Below are 17,952 nucleotides of genomic sequence, written 5' to 3'. Positions count from 1 at the left end.
GGGGGGCGGGGGGGGGCGGGGGGGGGGGGGGGGGCGGGGGGGGGGGGGGGGGGGGGGGGGGGGGGGGGGCGGGGGGGGGGGGGCGGGGGGGGGGGGGGGTCTCGGCGGGTCAGGGTACGGCCGAGACCACCAGGGTCTTGGCCGCCTTGTCGTGCAGGCACTGCCGATAGGGCCGGTCCCAGGTGCACCACAACACATTGATCAGCCAGAAGAGGAAGCCGCAGCAGGGCACGATCTCGGGCAGGGCGTACACCCCGGCGCGCAGCCAGCCCGCCTGACCGACCGGCGCCCGTCCGTTCTCCAGCATGGCGACCCGGATCTTCATCGCCTTCTTGCCGACGGTCTGGCCGTCCCGGGTCAGCATCAGCCCCTCGTAGAGGAAGTAGACCAGGACGTAGACCAGCGTGACGGTGGTCGAACGGGCGCTGCCCTCGATCGGGTCATAGCCCCCGGCGACCGCGGTCACGACGAGCCCGACCGGGATGCCGATGAGCAGCGCGTCGATGATCCGGGCGATCAGACGGCGGCCGAGGTGGGCGAGCGGGGGCATCCCGGCGTACGGCTCGGACTCCGCGCTGTGGTCCCCGTGCTCTCCGTGGTCTCCGTGGTCTCCGTGCTCCCCGTACTCTCCGTGGTCCCCGTACGGGGAGCCGTTCGCGCGCGGCTGTTTGGCGAACGGATCGCTGCTGTCCCGGTCCCGGGGCTCGTCCTGCCCTGGCGGCGGCTGGTCGGTGCTCATGGCCCGAGTCGACCCCGGAGCCGGGACTGCCGCATCCGGCGCGCCCCGTTCGGGCGACCGGGATCGTCCATCCGCCGCAGCCGGGGCGGCTGTTCGGTTCGTTCGGTTCGTTCGGTTCGTTTGGTTCGTTCGGTTTCGGCGGAGGGCGGCTCGGCCGGCCGCCGCTCAGTCGGCCGACGCGACGAAGGTGCGGGCCACCTTGTCGTGCCAGCACTGCCGCCACGGGCGGTCGAACAGGCACCACAGGACGTTCAGCACGCCGATGACGAGCACCCCCAGCACCGAGTAGACGAGCCAGCGGCGCAGCGCGGTGCCGAAGGACGGGGTGTCGTGCTCCTCGATGTCCAGCACCCGCACCCCGCACAGCCGCTTGCCGAGCGTGCGGCCCCACTTGGCGGTCGGCAGCGCCTCCAGGACGACGCCGAGGACGAGCAGCAGACCGAGGACGATGCCCAGGTAGCCGCTGGTGGTGCCGTCCAGGAAGTAGACCGTGACGGTCTCGCCGCTCTGCTTGGCCGCCTCGACCTTCTCGTCGATGTGGTCGCTCGCCTTGCTCCACAGCGGGAACGCGACGGCGCCGACGACGCCGAGCAGCACGACCGAGTCGATCAGCCGGGCGGCGAGGCGGCGGCCGAGCGAGGCGGGCCGGCCCTCCTGGGCGGCCAACAGGAAGGGGTTGTCGACGGGCGGCTTCCAGGGGATGACGCCCTCGGGCGCGCCCGAGCCCGCGCCGTGCGGGCCCGCCTGGGGAGCGTGCGGGGCGGCTTGCGGCGGGCTCTGCGGCGGGCCGGGCCGCTGCTGGGCGTACTGCCCCTGCGGCTGCCAGGCCGGGCCGCCGCCCTGGGCGGGGATACCGCCGAAGGGCTGCGGGGGCTGGTGCGGTTGCGGAGGCTGTTGGGGCTGGTGCGGCTGCTGGGGCTGGTGCGGCTGCTGGGGCTGGTGCGGCTGCGGAGGCTGTTGGGGCTGGTGCGGCTGCTGGGCCGGGGGTGCGGCCTCGGCACCCTTGCGTGCGCCGCCGCGGCCGATCGCCCGGATCGCCATCGTCCCGTCATCCCGGCCGGCCGCCGGGTCCCGGCCCTGCCCCTGTCCCTGACCCTGCCCCTGACCCTGCCCCTGACCGCTCGTGGGTGCCGCTCCGCCGCCGCGCCCCACCGTGCGGAACGTCATCGTCCCGTCGCCCGCCGGAGCGGGCGTCTCGCCCTCGTCCGCCGGGGGCAGCTCCGGGGCCCGGCGAACCGGCGGCAGAGCCTGCGTCGAGCGGTCCGCCGTACGCCCGCTCCCGCCCGCGCGCATGGTCAGCGTGCCGTCATCGCGTCCGGCGTCCTCACCCGGGCCCGCGCGCCGCGGGTCGGGCACCCCAGGCCACTGCCCGCCACCGGCCTGCCCACCACCAGGCTGCCCGCCACCAGGCTGCCCGCCACCGGCCTGGGCGGCGCCGGGGGCGCCCGGCTCCGCGCCCCAGGAGATCCGGCGGTCCTGGTCACCGCCGAACCCGCCCTGCTGGGCGGCGTCCGCGTGCCAGGCCGTCCCGGCGTCGGGACGGGCGCCGTGCAGCCGCTGGGGGTCGTTCCAGTCCACGGACGCCGGAACCCCGCCGGGCGGCACCGGCTGGGCCCCCATGCCACCGCCCGACGCCTCGGGCGGCCCGCCCGCGCCCCGGACGTCCATCTCGGCGCTCCGGCGCAGCTCGGGCAGCGCGCTGCCGGTCTCCTCCGCGGCCCGCGGCGCCGGATCCTCGTCCAGGAACATCGGGCCCGTCTCGTCCGGCGGCGGGCTGATCACCTGGGTATGGGTGACCCCGGGCGGCGGCGCGGGCATGGCCTCGCCCTCGGCCGGGGCGGGACGGCTGGTGCCGGGCACCCAGGCGGCGCCATTCCAGTAACGGATGTAGCCAGGGATGGACGGATCGGGGTAGTACCCCACCCCGGGCATTTCTGCCGAACCCCCGCCACCAGGAGGCGTCGCCATGTCCCCTACTCCCTTCACGGCCAACACGCTTGACCTGTCCGCCGTATCCGGCATCGACGACCCGATGATCACGCAGCTACGCGAGCGAGGCCGCACAACCACCCTGGACCTCTCTGCGGGCTACGCGCAGTACGTACCACAGCGACCGGGCGGATACCTACCTCTGTCTATGCATGACATTAACGAAGAACGGCGAGCCCGGAAGGAGGCGTCCAAGAGGAAGTCCGTCATCGAACGACAGACCGAAGACATCGAGGCCAAGCGCCAGGCCCTCGGGTGGGGCCCGTTCGCCGACCTCTATATAGACGACTATATAGACGACGACACCAGCGCCTACAAGAAGAAGAGGATCACTCGCCTTAACGGTGGGGTGGATTGGGTGGTTCTTCGCAAAGACTTCCAATGAATGCCGAAAGATCTACCCAACAGCACAATTGGCGGGATCATCTACTATGACTTGGATCGCCTGGTTAGGCAACCAAGGGATCTCGAAGATCTCGCGAACGTCGTCATTGAAGTCAAACGGCCCGCAATCGGAGCAACCAGCGAGCTTAATCTGGTCAGGGAATCCGACTGCAATATGGCGCGCGTAATGCGCGTCATGCTGCTTAAGCAGTCTCAAGACACAGCCCGACGCGTTGCCCGAGACACATTAACAGCAGCCGAGGTGGGAATTCCCATAGGCCGCCTCGGTTACGGATGGGTACGCAAAGGCGAGGATGTAGGCACGAAGATTGAGGAAGAGGCGAAGGCCGTAAGGCGCATCTTCCATGAGCTAGTGGAGAAGAATGGAACTCCGTCGTCCATCACACGAGGGCTGACGCTTTCAGGAATTTCCTCTACGGGTGGTGGCGATTGGACCATGGCCACGGCGGAGCAGCTTCGGCGCCTGCTGGAGATGTCCGAGCTGCCCAACGTGACAGTCAGGGTCGTGCCGTTCGAGGCCGGCCTACATCTGGGCGTGCTGCCGGGCCCGTTCATCACCCTTCGTTTCCCCCTCAACGCCGATGCCGTCGAGACCGAGCCCCCGACTGTGTACCCACCGAACAGGTAGGCAGTTACGAACAGGGTTGACCTCTCGGACGCGGCATGGTTCAAGTCCAGGCGCAGCAATGGGCAATCAGCGTGTACGGAAGTCGCGTTCTTGAAGAACGGCATAGTCGCAGCCCGGGACAGCAAGGCGGACGACGGACCGGTCTTGGGCTTCACCGCCCAGGAGTGGACAGCGTTCGCCAGCGGAGCGGCCAACGGTGAGCTCGGCCGAGCCCAGACCCCCGAGCCGCTCCTGCAGACGATCAGCCGCCGGACCGCAAAAAGGCTCCCACCGTGATCATGATGGGAGCCTCAGCCTGTGACGCCTGCTTTCCTAGCCGTCCATGCCGCTACTCGGATTCCGGCGCCCGCGTCGCCTGCGTCGCTTTCTCCCGTCGATCAGGACCACCTCAGCCAGCGCCATGGTCGCGGTGGACACCCCACGCGCCCAACGCGGCCCTCCCCGAGCCGTCCACGCGACACAGGCACACCCTCCGATGGCGAGCACCAGGACGACGGCCAAGGCGAACTCGATCACGCTCATCACCCTTCCCTCTATTGTGATCCGCATCACTCTCGCAGCCCGTGCAACGGGCCACGATCGGCTCAGTCGATGGCCGATCGACGCAGGCGGAGGAGCTGGCTAGCGCTGAGCCGAAACGCGCGGATGATCTTCCCCGCCCATCGCCACAGATCAGGGCAGCCGCAGAAAAATAGCCGGTCAGGCGCATGAAGGATCAGGATAAAAGCCAGGTTTGCCGTACAGGAGCCGCAGTGCAACCCGGAGCGCGCGGTCAAGGTCTATCAGACCGGCCCACCGGCACCAGCCCACCCGCTCCCGCCACCACTCTCCCGTGCGAGCGCCACGAAGCCATACGAGCGGCGACGGCCCGCATGGCCCCGCCCGGCCTAGGTTCAGCAGACCTACTTTGGCACGCTCAGATGCCTTTTCCGTTGCCAATACTGGAACCCATGGACCGCAATACCGAGCTCAGTGAGTTTCTGCGGAGCCGCAGGGCACGCCTGAGCCCCGGCGACGCGGGCGTGAGCGTGAGCAACGACAGCCCCCGTCGGGTGCCGGGGCTGCGCCGTGAGGAGCTGGCGCAGCTGGCGGGCGTGAGCACGGACTACTACACGCGTCTGGAGCAGGGCCGTCACCTCAATGTGTCGGAGACGGTGCTGGACGCCGTGGCCCGCGCTCTGCAGCTCAACGAAACCGAACGTGCGTACCTCTTCGAGCTGACCCGGCCGCGCCCCCGGCGCACGGTGCGCCGCCGGCCGCCCCGCCCCCAGCGGGTGCGGCCCGGGGTGCACGCGCTGCTGCGCATGCTGGACGGGGTCTCACCGGCCTTCGTCCTCGGGCGCAGGGGCGATGTCCTGGCCTCCAACCAGCTGGCCCGAGCGCTGATCATCGACTTCGAGGCGCTCCCGCACCACGAGCGGAACATGGCCCGGTTCATGTTCCTCGACGAGGCGGCCCGCTCGCTGTGGCCGGAGTGGGAGACGGTCGCGGCGGAGATGGTGGCGTCCCTCCGGCTGGAGGCCGGGCGCCATCCGGACGATCCCCGGCTGACCGAGCTCGTGGGCGAGCTCACCATCAAGAGCCCTGAGTTCCGCACGTGGTGGGCCGACCACAACGTGCGGGAGAAGACCCACGGCGTCAAGCTCTACCACCATCCGGTGGTCGGGGACATGACGCTGGCCTACGAGAACGTGACCGTGCCCGGCGATCCCGACCAGGCGCTGTGCATCTACACGGTCGAGCCCGGCTCCCCCTCGGAGGCGGCCCTGCGGCTGCTGGCGAGCTGGACCGCGACTCCCTCGGCCGATCCCTCCGCGCCCTCGTCCGCAGCGCGTCCTTCGGGAGGACCGTCCTCCGACGTTTCCCCCTGATCCCACCCCTTCCCCCACGCCCCTTTCCCCCTTTCCCTCGCACATCCCGCCCTCTTCCCCCTCCGTACTTCCCCCTTCCCTTCACCCATCCCCTTTTTCCTAGTTCGTCACAAGGAGACACGTTTATGACTGCCAGCGTCACCGCCTACGCAGCCCCCGCTCCGAAGGCCCCGCTGGAAAGGACCACCGTCGAGCGCCGCGCCCTGCGCGAGCACGACGTGCTGATCGAGATCGCCTACGCCGGTATCTGTCACTCCGACATCCACCAGGCCCGCGAGGAGTGGGGCACCGCCCTCTTCCCGATGGTGCCCGGCCATGAGATCGCCGGTGTGGTCGCCGAGGTCGGCCCCGCCGTCACCAAGTACGCCGTCGGCGACCGGGTCGGCGTGGGCTGCTTCGTCGACTCCTGCCGCGAGTGCGAGAACTGCCTCGCGGGCGAGGAGCAGTACTGCCTCAAGGGCGAGGTGCCCACGTACAACGGCAACGAGTACGACGGCGCCCCCACCTACGGCGGCTACAGCACCCACATCGTGGTGGACGAGAACTACGCACTGCGCATCCCCGAGGGGATCTCGCTGGACGTCGCCGCCCCGCTGCTGTGCGCCGGGATCACCCTCTACTCCCCGCTGGCCCACTGGAACGCCGGTCCCGGCAAGAAGGTCGCCATCGTGGGCCTCGGCGGCCTCGGCCACATGGGGGTGAAGATCGCCCATGCGATGGGCGCCGAGGTGACGGTGCTGAGCCAGACGCTCCGCAAGCAGGACGACGGGCTGCGGCTGGGCGCCGACCACTTCTACGCCACCAGCGACGAGGCCACCTTCACCGAGCTGGCCGGCACCTTCGACCTGATCGTCAACACGACCTCGGCGAACCTCCCGCTGGACGGCTATCTGTCGCTGCTGAAGCTGGACGGCACGCTGGTGCACGTGGGCGCACCGGAGAACTCCAGCGCGTTCAACCAGTTCTCGCTGATCATGGGCCGCAGGTCGATGGCCGGTTCCAAGATCGGCGGCATCCGGCAGACCCAGGAGATGCTCGACTTCTGCGCCGAGCACGGGCTCGGCGCGGAGATCGAGGTGATCGACGGCGAGCGGATCAACGAGGCGTACGACCGCGTCGTGAGCAGCGATGTGCGCTACCGCTTCGTGATCGACATCGCCTCGCTCAAGGCGTGATCGGCCGCCAAGGCCCGAATCGCCCCGCGCAAGGCCGGATCGGCCGCCGAGGCCCGATCCGGCGCCGAGAGCTGATCAGCCGCTGAGACCGAGGCCGTCCGGACCACCCCCGGGTCCGGGCGGCCTCAGAACAGCTTGCCGGGGTTGAGCAGGCCCAGCGGATCGAAGACCTGCTTGATCCCGCGCTGCATCTCCACCCCCACCGGACCCAGTTCACGCGCCAGCCACTCCCGCTTGAGGACGCCGACGCCGTGCTCCCCGGTGATGGTGCCGCCGAGTTCCAGGCCCAGCGCCATGATGGCGTCGAAGGACTCCCGGGCGCGGCGGGACTCATCGGGGTCGGTGGGGTCGAAGCACACCGTGGGATGGGTGTTGCCGTCGCCGGCGTGCGCGACGACGCCGATGGTCAGGCCGTACTTCGTGGCGATGGCGGCCGTGCCGTCGATCATCTCCGCGAGCCGGGAGCGGGGCACACAGACGTCGTCGATCATGGTGACGCCCTTGACCGCCTCCAGCGCCGGAAGCGTCATCCGGCGGGCCTGGAGCAGCATGTCGGACTCGGCGGCGTCCTCGGCCGGGACCACCTCCGTGGCACCGGCCGCCGTGCACAGCTCGGCCACGGCGGCGAGGTCGGGGGCCGGGTCCGGGGTGTCGAAGGCCGCCATCAGCAGGGCCTCGGTGGACTCCGGGAGGCCCATGTTCCCCATCGCGTTGACCGCGCGGACGCTCGTACGGTCCATCAGCTCCAGCAGCGAGGGGGCGTGGCCGCGCTCCATGATCCGGCAGATGGCGTCGCAGGCGGCCGCGGTGGAGGGGAACTCGGCGGCGAGTACGAGCTGTTCGAGCGGGGCGGGCTTGAGGGCGAGGACCGCGCGCACGACGATGCCGAGGCTGCCCTCGGAGCCGACGAAGAGCCGGGTCAGGTCGTAGCCCGCGACGCCCTTGGCGGTGCGGCGGCCGGTCTTCAGCAGCCGGCCGTCGGCGAGGACGACATCGAGCCCGAGGACGTATTCGGCGGTGACGCCGTACTTCACACAGCACAGCCCGCCGGACGCGGTGCCGATGTTGCCGCCGATCGTGCACTGCTCCCAGCTGGAGGGGTCCGGCGGATAGTAGAGGCCCTTCTCCATGACCGCGCGGGAAAGGGTCGCGTTGATCACGCCCGGTTCGACGACCGCGATCCGGTCCACCGGGTTGATCTCCAGGATCCGGTCCATCTTGACCAGGGACAGCACGACGCAGCCGTCGGACGCGTTGGCCGCGCCCGACAGCCCGGTACGCGCGCCCTGCGGCACGATCGGGACGCGCAGCGCGGTGGCGGTGCGGCACACGTGCTGCACCTGCTCCACCGTGCGCGGGAGGACGACCACGGCGGGCGCGCCCGCCTCGCAGAAGCTCGCCATGTCGTTGGCGTAGGCCCCGGTCACATCGGGGTCCGTGAGCACCGCCTCCTCGGGGAGGCCCTCCCGCAGCAGCTCGATGAGGTCCGTCATATCTCCAGACTCGCACCCGGGAAGCGCCCGGGGAAGATCGCTGCAGCGGACGGATGACCGGGAGGATCGCCGTGAGGGGCGCCGCGAGGAGGGCCTTGGGCAGGCCCTCGACCAGGGTCGTACGGTACGGGCGCTACGGCGCTTTGTAGTAGACGCTGACCTTACGGCCCCCGGCGGCGCCCGAGGCGAAGCCCATGCACAGCCGGCGCGGGCTGGACAGCTGGACGGCCATGCCCTCCGGCTCGCGGTAGCTCAGCGAGTAGGCGGCCTCGGTGCGGGCGCGCTGGACGAGCTCGCCGGTGCGCAGATCGACGCAGGAGACGTAGGTGTTGCCGTGGCCGGAGGGCGGGTTGGCGCCGTCCTCGCCGGTGTAGGCGGTGCCGGTGAGCTGGTACACGTAGTCGCCGAGGACCGTGAAGCCCTGGAAGACCTCGCCGTCCTCGACACCGGTCTGGGGTATGTCGTCGTATACGGCGGTGTAGTCGCCCGCGCTGACCCCGGACAGGCTCATCAGCCGGTAGCGGACCTCGCCGCCGAGGCGGTAGCGCAGCAGCAGCCGGCGGTTGAGCATGTCGACGGCGGGCTGGTTGCTGGTGGAGCCCGCCACCGGGCGGTGCTTGACCAGCGACGACGAACCGGACGACAGCACCGTGCCATCGGCGAACTTGAAGCGGCTGATGGCGCGGCCGTAGCCGGAGTCGGGGTTGGCGTCCGACTCGGTCCACAGATGGGCGGTGGAGCCGACCGGCTCACAGCCCATGGCGACGCCGTGCCCGAACCCCTTGAGGTACATCGAACCCAGCTCGGCCCCGGCCAGGGACAGCTTGGTGACGCACAGATCGCCGTGGGCGGCGCGGTCGGCGCCGGAGACGGGGGCGGACTCCCCGCTGAGCCGGATCCCGCCCTCCATGAGCTGGACGGTGTAGATGTGCCCGCCCACGTCGTCGAACGCGAAGGACTGCAGCACGGTGGAGTTGTGCGGGGTCTTCTCGCGGATCAGCTGGGTGGAGGGCACCGACAGGTCGAACCGGCCCCCCGCCACGGTGGCGGCCCCCGCGCGGGCGGCGAAGGCACCGAGCGCGCCGGCCGCGGCGACTCCCCCGCCGAGGGTGAACCTACGCCTGGTCAAACGGCCCGCAGTGTACTTTTCCGTGTGCATTGATACTCAACAACTCCCGTGTGATCACGCCGTGTTGGAGTGAACAGATCGCCGTGAGTGTAGACGGTGGGAAAGCGCTCCCATTCGGGTGTTCGCATTTTCTGGCACCGACTGCGCATGGACGCGGGGGTGTGGGCGCATGTGCACGGAATCAGGGGGGTGGGCGCGGCCGTGCGGGACGGGCGGCGGGCCGTGCGGGCGGACCCGTGGACCGTGCGGGGCGGACCCGTGGACCGCGGGCCGCGGCCCGCCCCGCGTGGCGGTCTCAGAGGTTGCCGCGCTTGGCCTGCTCGCGCTCGATCGCCTCGAACAGCGCCTTGAAGTTGCCCTTGCCGAAGCCCATCGAGCCATGCCGCTCGATCAGCTCGAAGAAGACGGTCGGCCGGTCCTGGACCGGCTTGGTGAAGATCTGGAGCAGATAGCCGTCCTCGTCCCGGTCGGCGAGGATCTTCAGCTCACGGAGGGTCTCCAGCGGGACGCGGGTGTCGCCGACCCACTCCCCCAGGGTGTCGTAGTACGAGTCCGGCGTGTCCAGGAAGCTCACCCCGGCCGCGCGCATCGCCCGCACGGTGGCGACGATGTCGTTGGTGGCGAGCGCGATGTGCTGGACGCCGGGGCCGCCGTAGAACTCCAGATACTCGTCGATCTGGGACTTCTTCTTGCCGGCCGCAGGCTCGTTGAGCGGGAACTTCACCTTGCGGGTGCCGTCCGCCACGACCTTCGACATCAGCGCGGAGTACTCGGTGGCGATGTCGTCGCCCACGAACTCCTTCATGTTGGTGAAGCCCATGACGTTGTTGTAGAACCCGACCCACTCGTCCATCCGGCCGAGCTCCACATTGCCCACGCAGTGGTCGATGGCCTGGAAGTTCCGGCGCGCCGGCGGGGCGACGATCGGCTCGGCCTCGGCGTAGCCGGGGAGGTACGGGCCGAAGTAGCCGGTGCGCTCGACGAGGGTGTGGCGGGTGTCGCCGTAGGTGCGGATCGAGGCCATGACCACCGTGCCGTGCTCGTCCTTGAGCTCGTGCGGCTCCTCGATCCCGGTGGCGCCGTGCTCGATGGCGTACGCGTACGCGGCACGCGCGTCCGGCACCTCGACCGCGAGGTCGATCACCCCGTCGCCGTGCTCGGCGACATGCTCGGACAGGAAGCGGCCCCAGGCGCTCACCGGCTTGATGACGGAGGTGAACACGAAGCGGGCGCCGCCCGAGACGAGGACGTAACTGGCCGTCTCCCGGCTGCCGTTCTCCGGGCCGGAGTAGGCGACGAGCTTCATGCCGAAGGCGGTGGCGTAGTAGTGCGCTGCCTGCTTGGCGTTGCCGACGGCGAAGACGACCGCGTCCATCCCCTTCACGGGGAACGGGTCGGCGTGCCGTGCGTCCCCCTGCTGCAGCATCTCTGTCGTCTCAGTCATACTTCGAAGCGTCCCCCGGCGGCTCAAGGTGCGCAACACTTCGCGAAATCGCTGGTCAGTGTGTATAGCCACGGCCGTATCCGGCAGCGCATCCTGTACAGGGTGACTACCGTCACAGAGGACACCTCAAGAGAAGCCCGGGACCTGGAGGGGAACCGCATGGGAATCGACGGGCTCGACGCCCGCCTGATCGAGTTGCTCGCCGAGGAGCCGCGGATCGGGGTGCTGGAGGCGTCACGCCGCCTCGGTGTCGCCCGCGGCACGGCGCAGGCGCGGCTGGACCGGCTGCGGACACAGGGGGTGATCCGGGGCTTCGGCCCCGAGGTGGACCCGGCGGCGCTCGGCTACCCGGTCACCGCCTTCGCGACGCTGGAGATCAAGCAGGGGCAGGGGCCGGACGTACGGGCCCATCTGGCGACCGTTCCCGAGGTGCTGGAGCTGCACACCACGACGGGCCACGGAGACATGCTGTGCCGGTTGGTGGCCCGCTCCAACGCCGATCTCCAGCGGGTGATCGACCTGGTGGTGGGGTTCGAGGGGATCGTCCGGGCCTCGACGGCGATCGTGATGGAGAACCCGGTGCCGCTGCGGATCATCCCGCTGGTGCGGCAGGCGGCGCGGGACTGAGCGGGGGGCGATTTCGAGCCGCTGAAGCAGATCCAAAGACTCCGTTGCAAAGAAAGTGTTGCAACGGAGTCTTTGCATGCTTACGCTGCCGCACATGGCAGAGAACGAAGAGCCCGCGTCCGACGAAGTCCGGGAGCTCGACCCACGCTCCCTGCGCGGGCTCGCGCATCCGCTGCGGATGCGTCTGCTCGGGGCGCTGCGCGAGTACGGACCGGCCACCGCGTCCCAACTGGCCGACAGATTGGGGGAGTCCAGCGGCGCCACGAGCTACCATCTGCGTCAGCTGGCCGCCCATGGCTTCGTCAAGGACGACCCGGAGCGGGGCAAGGGGCGGGAGCGGTGGTGGAAGGCGGCGCAGCGGGGCGTGCGGGTGGGTAGCGACAGGTTCCTGACCAGCCCCGACCCGTCCGTACGCGGAGCGATCAACACCCTGCTCCATGAGTGGGCCACCATCCACGGCCAGGACCTGTCCACCTGGTTCAGCACCATGCACGACTGGCCCTCAGCGTGGCGCAGGGCTTCGGACATGAGCGATTTCTCCATGCGCCTCACCCCTGAACTCGCCCGCGAAATGCGCGACAAAGTGCACGAACTGATCGAGAGCTACCGCGAGAAGGAGGTGGACCGGGACACCGAGGGCTCCGCCCCGTACCGCGTCCATCTGCACGCCTTCCCGCGCAACGAGGACTGACCGATCCCTGGGGGGAACCACATGTACGGCGACGAGATCCACCTGTGGCTGCACCACATACGCGCCGAGCGGCTGCGTGACGAGGCCCGCGAGGCGTCCCGGCCGCACCGCCGCTCCCGCCCCGCCCGCGCCCGGGTGCTGCGCGCCCGGGTCGGCTGGACGCTGGTGGAGGTCGGGCTGCGGCTGGCCACGCCGCGGCTGCCGCAATCCGGTCTGACCGCCAGGTTCGACCACTGACATGAGCTCCGACGACACAGGAGACAGAGAGCGCCGGGGGAACAACGGGGACGACCGAAGACCACTCTTACTCGTCCTCGCCGCCAACACCGTCTCCATAGCGGGCAATTCCCTCACGCTGATCGCCGTCCCGTGGTTCGTCCTGCAGACCACGGGCAGCGCGGCCAAGGCCGGGTTCGTGTCCTTCTGCGCGACCCTGCCGGTGGTCGTCTCGGCCGTCATCGGCGGGCCGGTCATCGACCGGATCGGCCGCAGACGGGTCTCCGTCGCCTCCGACTCGCTGTGCGGGGTGGCCGTCGCCACGATTCCGGTGCTGCACTTCGCCGGGCTGCTGCGGTTCTGGCAGCTGTGCGCGCTGATGGCGTTCTGCGGACTGCTCCACGCGCCGGGCGAGACCGCCCGCCAGGTGCTCGTCCCCGCGCTGGCCGAACGGGCGGGCACCACCCTCAGCCGCGCGGCCAGCTTCTACGACGGGGCCTCGCGCGGCGCCAGGATGCTGGGCGCCGCGCTCGGCGGGCTGCTGATCGCGCTGCTCGGCCCGCCGTCCGTACTGCTGCTCGACGCGGCCACGTTCGCGGCGTCCGCGGTGCTGATCATGGCGGGGCTGCGCGGACTGCCCGCCGCCGCGCCGCGCAAGCCCGTGGTGCCGGTGTCCGCCCGCGCCTACCGCGCCGAGCTGGGCGAGGGGTACCGCTTCCTGCTGCGCCATCGGCTGCTGCTGGCCATCGTGCTGATGGTCATGGTCACCAACGGTCTCGACCAGGGCATGTCCTCCGTACTGCTGCCGGTCCACGCCGAGCGGCACCTGGGCGGGTCCGTCCAACTGGGGCTGCTCACGGCGCTGTTCGGCGGCGGCGCGCTGGTGGGGGCGCTGCTGTACGGGGCGGTGGGCGACCGCTTTCCGCGCCGGACCGTGTTCGCGGTGAGCTTCCTGGTGTGCGGGCTGCCGCGGTTCCTGATCGCCGCGTTCGTGCCCGGGGTGTCCCCGCTCGCCGTGACGATGGCGGCCAGCGGGGTCGCGGCGGGGATGCTCAACCCGATCCTGACCACGGTGACGTACGAGGCCGTCCCCGACGAGTTGCGCAGCCGGGTCTCGGGGGCGCTCACCGCGGGGGTGTGGGTGGTGATGCCGCTCGGCGGGCTCGCGGCCGGGTGTCTGGTGGAGGGGGTGGGGCTGACCGCCGCCTTCCTGGTGACGGGCGGTGTCTACTTCCTGGCCACGCTCAGCCCGCTGGTCTTCCCGGCCTGGCGCGGGATGGACGAGGGGCCGGCGGTGGACCGGAGAGCGGGGGCCTCCGGGGAGGCGGCGGTGGACGAGAGCGGGCCGGCGCCGCTCAGCACTGCGGGACCGCGCCGCCCGACCGCAGCGCCCGCAGAGCCGTCACCGCACCCTTGAGAGTGGTGACGGGGATCAGCCGCAGCCCCTTGGGCAGTTCGGCCGTGGCGTCGGCACACTCGGCCTTCGGCACGAGGAAGACCGTGGCGCCGTCCCGCTTGGCGGCCTGTGTCTTGAGCGGGACCCCGCCCACGGCCCCGACCTTGCCCTTGGCGTCGATGGTGCCGGTGCCCGCGATCGTCCGGCCGCCGGTGAGGTCGCCGCCGCGGCCGTCGCCGTCCAGCTTGTCGACGATGCCGAGGGAGAAGAGCAGCCCGGCGCTCGGACCGCCGACGTCGGCGAGGCGCAGGGTGACCTTGACGTCGCGCGGGGAGCGGTGGAGGTAGCCGAGCGCGGCGCTGGTGGCCGAGGACTGGGACTCCCGCATCTCCTCGGTGTTGTGCCGCTCGATCTCCTTGGTGGTGCCGCCGACGTAGACCGAGTCATGCGGCATGACGGCGCGGTCGGTGGCGAACCAGCCGCTGACCACGTCCTTCACCCGCACGGTGGCGTCCGGGCCGGTCGCGAGGATCGTCGTCATCCGTAGCTGCCCGGCGGTCTTGCGGGTGCCGGTCCCCGAGACGCTGATCACCTGCTTGCCGTGGTCGGAGCCCAGGACGTTCACGGTCGAACCGGGCTGGGCCACGGTGAACGGCAGTGGCGCGAACGCGGCCACCGCGAACAGGGCGAGCACGGGCGCGGAGCAGAGCGCGAGGAGGCGGGCGCGGGGGGAGACGGCAGGCATGGTGCGAATCTAGTTGACCGCCGGGACGCGTGAGCCGCCGCCCCGGCCCCACGGGGCCGCCCGGGGGTGGCGTGAACCCGACCGTGGCGCCCGGTCACGCGACGCGGGCGGCCGGGTTCGGGGGTACCCCCGGTCGCGCGGGGCGCGGGCCCACCGCTGCCGCCGGGCACGCTGCCGCCGGGCCCACTACCGCCGGGCCACTACCGCCAGGCACGCTGCCGCCAGGCCCACTACCGCCAGGCACGCTGCCGCCAGGCCCACTACCGCCAGGCACGCTGCCGCCAGGCCCACTGCCGCCAGGCACGGCTGCCGCCAGGCACGGCTGCCGCCAGGCCCACTGCCGCCAGGCACGGCTGCCGCCAGGCACGCTGCCGCCAGGCACGCTGCCGCCGGGCACGCTGCCGCCGGGCCGCCGCGTGGCGGCCCGCCCTCATCTCAGGGCGTCCGAGACCTCTCGGGCCGCGTCGACCACCCGGGGGCCGACCCGCTCCGGGACCGAATCGCAGAGCATCACCACCCCGACGCTGCCCTCTATCCCCGTCACCCCGATGAGCGGGGCGGCCGCGCCGCTCGCGCCCGCTTCCAGTTCGCCGTGGGTGAGGGCGTACCCGGGGTCGTCGGGGCGGCCGGCGCGGGCGGCGAGGATCGCGCGTCCGGCGGCGCCCCGGTCGAGCGGATGCCGGAATCCGGCCCGGTAGGCCACGTGGTAGTCGGTCCAGGTCGGCTCGACGACCGCGACGGCGAGTGCCTCGGTGCCGTCGACCAGGGTGAGGTGGGCGGTCGCGCCGACGTCCTCGGCGAGGGAGCGCAGCGCGGGCAGCGCCGCCTCCCGTACCAGCGGATGCACCTGGCGGCCGAGCTGGAGCACCCCGAGCCCGACGCGCGCCCGCCCGCCGATGTCCCGGCGGACCAGGGAGTGCTGTTCGAGGGTGGCCAGCAGCCGGTAGACCACGGTGCGGTTGACGCCGAGCTTGTTGGACAGCTCGGTCACGGTCAGCCCGTGGTCGGTGTCGGCGAGCAGTTTGAGGACGCGCAGTCCCCGATCGAGCGTCTGAGAGGTCTCCGCGGTCACGACGCCCCCTCCTCGGTGATGAGTGGCGGCTCTTCGTGCGGTGCCCCGCCGGTCCCGACGACGGCGCGCGAAGAGGCCGCCGGTCGCGGTGGTTACGCACCGGCTGCGCTCCGCGGCGGCGCTGCCACGGGGCGTGTGCGTGCCCGAACGCTAGCGAGCTGGTCCGCTTTGCGGAAGGGTTTGTCCAGAATCCGAGCGGAGCTGCCAAAGCGTGCGACGCGAGCGCATCCAAACCGTCCCGGTTTGCCCGCATTGGCGCGGAGGGTCTGCGACCGGTTCATGAAATTTTTCGAAAGGGGGTTGCGCAGAACCAAACGCCTGCGGCGGGCCGCCCCCACCCCGCCCCTTCCCGAAACTGGGACCCGCCCCAGACCCCGGGACCACGCGGCGATGCCGAGGAGGGAACGGGAAGCGGCCCGCGGGCGGGCTTCGCCCAAACCCCCGGGGTCCAGGGGCCGAGCCCCTGGTAGTGGGAAGGGGCGGGGAGGGGAAAGGACCGCGCGTCAGCGCATGCGGGTGGCCCACTCCCGGACCTTCTTGATCCGCTCGCGGATCTGCCCCGCCGTCGCCTCCGCGCTCGGCGGCCCACCGCACACCCTGCGCAGCTCGGTGTGGATCACCCCATGCGGCTTCCCGCTCTGATGGACATACGCCCCGACCAGCGAGTTGAGCTCCTTGCGCAGCTCCAGCAGCTCCTTGTGGGTGACCACCGGCCGCCGCTCCGCCGGAAGCTCCAGCAGATCCGCCTCCGCGTCCGGCTTCTTGCGGCTGTGCGCGATCTGCTTGGCCTGCCGCTTCTGGAGCAGCATCTGCACCTGGTCGGGTTCGAGGAGCCCCGGGATGCCGAGGTAGTCCTGCTCCTCCTCGCTGCCCGGATGCGCCTGCATGCCGAACTCGGCGCCGTCGTACAGCACCCGGTCGAAGACCGCGTCCGACTCCAGCGCCTCGAAGGGCAGTTGGTCCTGGTCGCCGGTGTCCTCGTCCTGCTGCTTCTCGGCCTCCTCGAGGAGCTTCTCCTCCTCCGCGTACGGATTCTCCTCCTCGCCGTCCTTCTTCGGCTTGTCCAGGACGTGGTCGCGCTCGACCTCCATCTCGTTGGCGAAGCCGAGCAGGTTCGGAATGGTGGGGAGGAAGACGGACGCGGTCTCGCCGCGCCGCCGCGACCGTACGAAACGGCCGACGGCCTGGGCGAAGAAGAGCGGGGTGGAGATGGTGGTCGCGTACACCCCGACCGCCAGCCGGGGCACGTCCACCCCCTCCGACACCATGCGGACCGCGACCATCCAGCGGTCGTCGGAGTGGCTGAAGTCCTCGATCCGCTGGGACGCCGCCGCCTCGTCGGAGAGCACCAGCGTCGCCTTGGTGCCGGTGATCTCGCGGATCAGCTTGGCGTAGGCGCGGGCCGAGTCCTGGTCGGAGGCGATGACGAGCGCCCCCGCGTCCGGGATGCCCTTGCGGACCTCGGACAGCCGCTGGTCGGCGGCGCGCAGCACGTTCGGCATCCAGTCGCCGCGCGGATCGAGCGCGGTGCGCCACGCCTGGGAGACGGCGTCCTTGGTCATCGGCTCGCCGAGCCGCGCCTCGATCTCGTCGCCCGCCTTGGTGCGCCAGCGCATATTGCCGCTGTAGGAGAGGAAGATGACGGGGCGCACGACGCCGTCGCCCAGCGCGTTGCCGTAGCCGTAGGTGTAGTCGGCCGAGGAGCGCCGGATGCCGTCGTTGCCCTCTTCGTAGGTGACGAAGGGGATGGGGTTGGTGTCGGACCGGAACGGGGTGCCGGTGAGCGCGAGCCGCCGGGTGGCCGGCTCGAACGCCTCCAGACACGCCTCGCCCCAGGAGCGGGAGTCACCGGCGTGGTGGATCTCGTCGAGGATGACCAGCGTCTTGCGCTGCTCGATCCGGTTGCGGTGCAGCATGGGCCGGACGCCGACGCCCGCGTAGGTGATGGCGATGCCGTGGTACTCCCGGCTCAGCGGGCCCGCGCTGTACTCCGGGTCCAGCTTGATGCCGACCCGCGCGGCGGCCTCCGCCCACTGCTTCTTCAGGTGCTCGGTCGGCGCGACGACCGTCACCTGCTGGACGACATGGTGGTGCAGCAGCCAGGAGGCGAGGGTCAGGGCGAAGGTGGTCTTCCCGGCGCCGGGTGTCGCCACCGCGAGGAAGTCCCGCGGCTGCTCCTGGATGTACTTGTCCAACGCGCCCTGCTGCCAGGCGCGCAGCTTGCTCGCGGTACCCCAAGGCGCCCGGCCGGGAAAGGCGGGCGAGAGGTGATGGCTGGTGGAGGCGGCAGTAGTACTCACGGTCTCCGTCGGGCTGGCTCGGCGAGGTCGAT

Annotated in this window: 16 protein-coding genes and 1 pseudogene; 9 read left to right on the top strand and 8 right to left on the bottom strand. The window is 71.0% G+C overall.

What is annotated here, in order from left to right; genetic code table 11:
* Nucleotides 1-109: 109 nt before the first annotated feature.
* Both NP777_RS29105 and NP777_RS29100 read right to left on the bottom strand, forming a co-directional pair.
* Nucleotides 110-739, bottom strand: coding sequence for an RDD family protein (locus tag NP777_RS29105; protein WP_256653126.1), 630 nt, complete (start codon nt 737-739; stop codon nt 110-112).
* Between the two features lie 165 nt (nt 740-904).
* A complete protein-coding gene (locus NP777_RS29100; RefSeq protein WP_256653125.1) occupies nt 905-2,707 on the bottom strand; it encodes an RDD family protein in 1,803 nt (600 codons plus the stop codon).
* Between NP777_RS29100 and NP777_RS29095 the strand changes: the two genes are divergently transcribed.
* The 5 genes and pseudogenes from NP777_RS29095 (at nt 2,706) to NP777_RS29070 (ending at nt 6,807) form a co-directional block, all read left to right on the top strand.
* Nucleotides 2,706-3,113, top strand: a complete 408-nt coding sequence (locus tag NP777_RS29095; protein ID WP_256653124.1) for a hypothetical protein — start codon at nt 2,706-2,708, stop codon at nt 3,111-3,113. The genes NP777_RS29100 and NP777_RS29095 overlap by 2 nt on opposite strands.
* Nucleotides 3,114-3,761, top strand: a complete 648-nt coding sequence (locus NP777_RS29090; protein ID WP_256653123.1) for a Scr1 family TA system antitoxin-like transcriptional regulator — start codon at nt 3,114-3,116, stop codon at nt 3,759-3,761.
* A gap of 42 nt (nt 3,762-3,803) precedes the next feature.
* Nucleotides 3,804-4,037 (top strand): annotated as a pseudogene (locus NP777_RS29085) (DUF397 domain-containing protein); the annotation flags it as partial.
* Between the two features lie 674 nt (nt 4,038-4,711).
* On the top strand, nt 4,712-5,632 hold the full coding sequence (locus NP777_RS29075; protein ID WP_256653121.1) for a helix-turn-helix transcriptional regulator: 921 nt from the start codon (nt 4,712-4,714) through the stop codon (nt 5,630-5,632).
* A 125-nt stretch (nt 5,633-5,757) separates the two neighbouring features.
* The gene (locus tag NP777_RS29070; RefSeq protein WP_256653120.1) at nt 5,758-6,807 is read left to right on the top strand and encodes an NAD(P)-dependent alcohol dehydrogenase; all 1,050 of its coding nucleotides are present in this window, start codon (nt 5,758-5,760) and stop codon (nt 6,805-6,807) included.
* Between the two features lie 125 nt (nt 6,808-6,932).
* On the opposite strand, the gene NP777_RS29065 is transcribed toward NP777_RS29070, so the two are convergent.
* From NP777_RS29065 to hppD, 3 genes are all read right to left on the bottom strand, one after another.
* Nucleotides 6,933-8,300 (bottom strand): FAD-binding oxidoreductase, encoded by a 1,368-nt coding sequence (locus tag NP777_RS29065; RefSeq protein WP_256653119.1) that lies wholly within the window; start codon nt 8,298-8,300, stop codon nt 6,933-6,935.
* A 133-nt stretch (nt 8,301-8,433) separates the two neighbouring features.
* Nucleotides 8,434-9,429 (bottom strand): phage baseplate protein, encoded by a 996-nt coding sequence (locus NP777_RS29060; RefSeq protein ID WP_256653118.1) that lies wholly within the window; start codon nt 9,427-9,429, stop codon nt 8,434-8,436.
* Between the two features lie 295 nt (nt 9,430-9,724).
* Nucleotides 9,725-10,873: a 4-hydroxyphenylpyruvate dioxygenase gene (hppD, locus tag NP777_RS29055; RefSeq protein WP_256653117.1), complete on the bottom strand. Its 1,149-nt coding sequence runs from the start codon at nt 10,871-10,873 to the stop codon at nt 9,725-9,727.
* A gap of 159 nt (nt 10,874-11,032) precedes the next feature.
* Here hppD and NP777_RS29050 point away from each other — a divergent pair, with 159 nt between their 5' ends.
* The 4 genes from NP777_RS29050 (at nt 11,033) to NP777_RS29035 (ending at nt 13,824) form a co-directional block, all read left to right on the top strand.
* A complete protein-coding gene (locus tag NP777_RS29050) occupies nt 11,033-11,500 on the top strand; it encodes an Lrp/AsnC family transcriptional regulator (RefSeq protein WP_256653134.1) in 468 nt (155 codons plus the stop codon).
* A 94-nt stretch (nt 11,501-11,594) separates the two neighbouring features.
* Nucleotides 11,595-12,191: an ArsR/SmtB family transcription factor gene (locus tag NP777_RS29045; protein ID WP_256653116.1), complete on the top strand. Its 597-nt coding sequence runs from the start codon at nt 11,595-11,597 to the stop codon at nt 12,189-12,191.
* Between the two features lie 21 nt (nt 12,192-12,212).
* A complete protein-coding gene (locus NP777_RS29040; RefSeq protein WP_256653115.1) occupies nt 12,213-12,428 on the top strand; it encodes a hypothetical protein in 216 nt (71 codons plus the stop codon).
* Nucleotide 12,429: 1 nt separating this feature from the next.
* On the top strand, nt 12,430-13,824 hold the full coding sequence (locus NP777_RS29035) for an MFS transporter (RefSeq protein ID WP_256653114.1): 1,395 nt from the start codon (nt 12,430-12,432) through the stop codon (nt 13,822-13,824).
* Here NP777_RS29035 and NP777_RS29030 read toward each other — a convergent pair.
* The 3 genes from NP777_RS29030 to NP777_RS29015 form a co-directional block, all read right to left on the bottom strand.
* A complete protein-coding gene (locus tag NP777_RS29030) occupies nt 13,763-14,548 on the bottom strand; it encodes a S16 family serine protease (protein WP_256653113.1) in 786 nt (261 codons plus the stop codon). The genes NP777_RS29035 and NP777_RS29030 overlap by 62 nt on opposite strands.
* Nucleotides 14,549-14,978: 430 nt before the next feature.
* A complete protein-coding gene (locus NP777_RS29020) occupies nt 14,979-15,620 on the bottom strand; it encodes an IclR family transcriptional regulator (RefSeq protein WP_044574552.1) in 642 nt (213 codons plus the stop codon).
* Between the two features lie 503 nt (nt 15,621-16,123).
* Nucleotides 16,124-17,920: a DEAD/DEAH box helicase gene (locus NP777_RS29015; RefSeq protein WP_256653112.1), complete on the bottom strand. Its 1,797-nt coding sequence runs from the start codon at nt 17,918-17,920 to the stop codon at nt 16,124-16,126.
* Between the last annotated feature and the right edge of the window lie 32 nt (nt 17,921-17,952).

Source organism: Streptomyces rugosispiralis (assembly GCF_024505145.1).
In the GTDB taxonomy this organism is placed as follows: Bacteria; Actinomycetota; Actinomycetes; order Streptomycetales; family Streptomycetaceae; genus Streptomyces; species Streptomyces rugosispiralis.
Note: the sequence above shows the minus strand (reverse complement) of the source record. Positions and strands in the feature narration are given on the sequence as shown.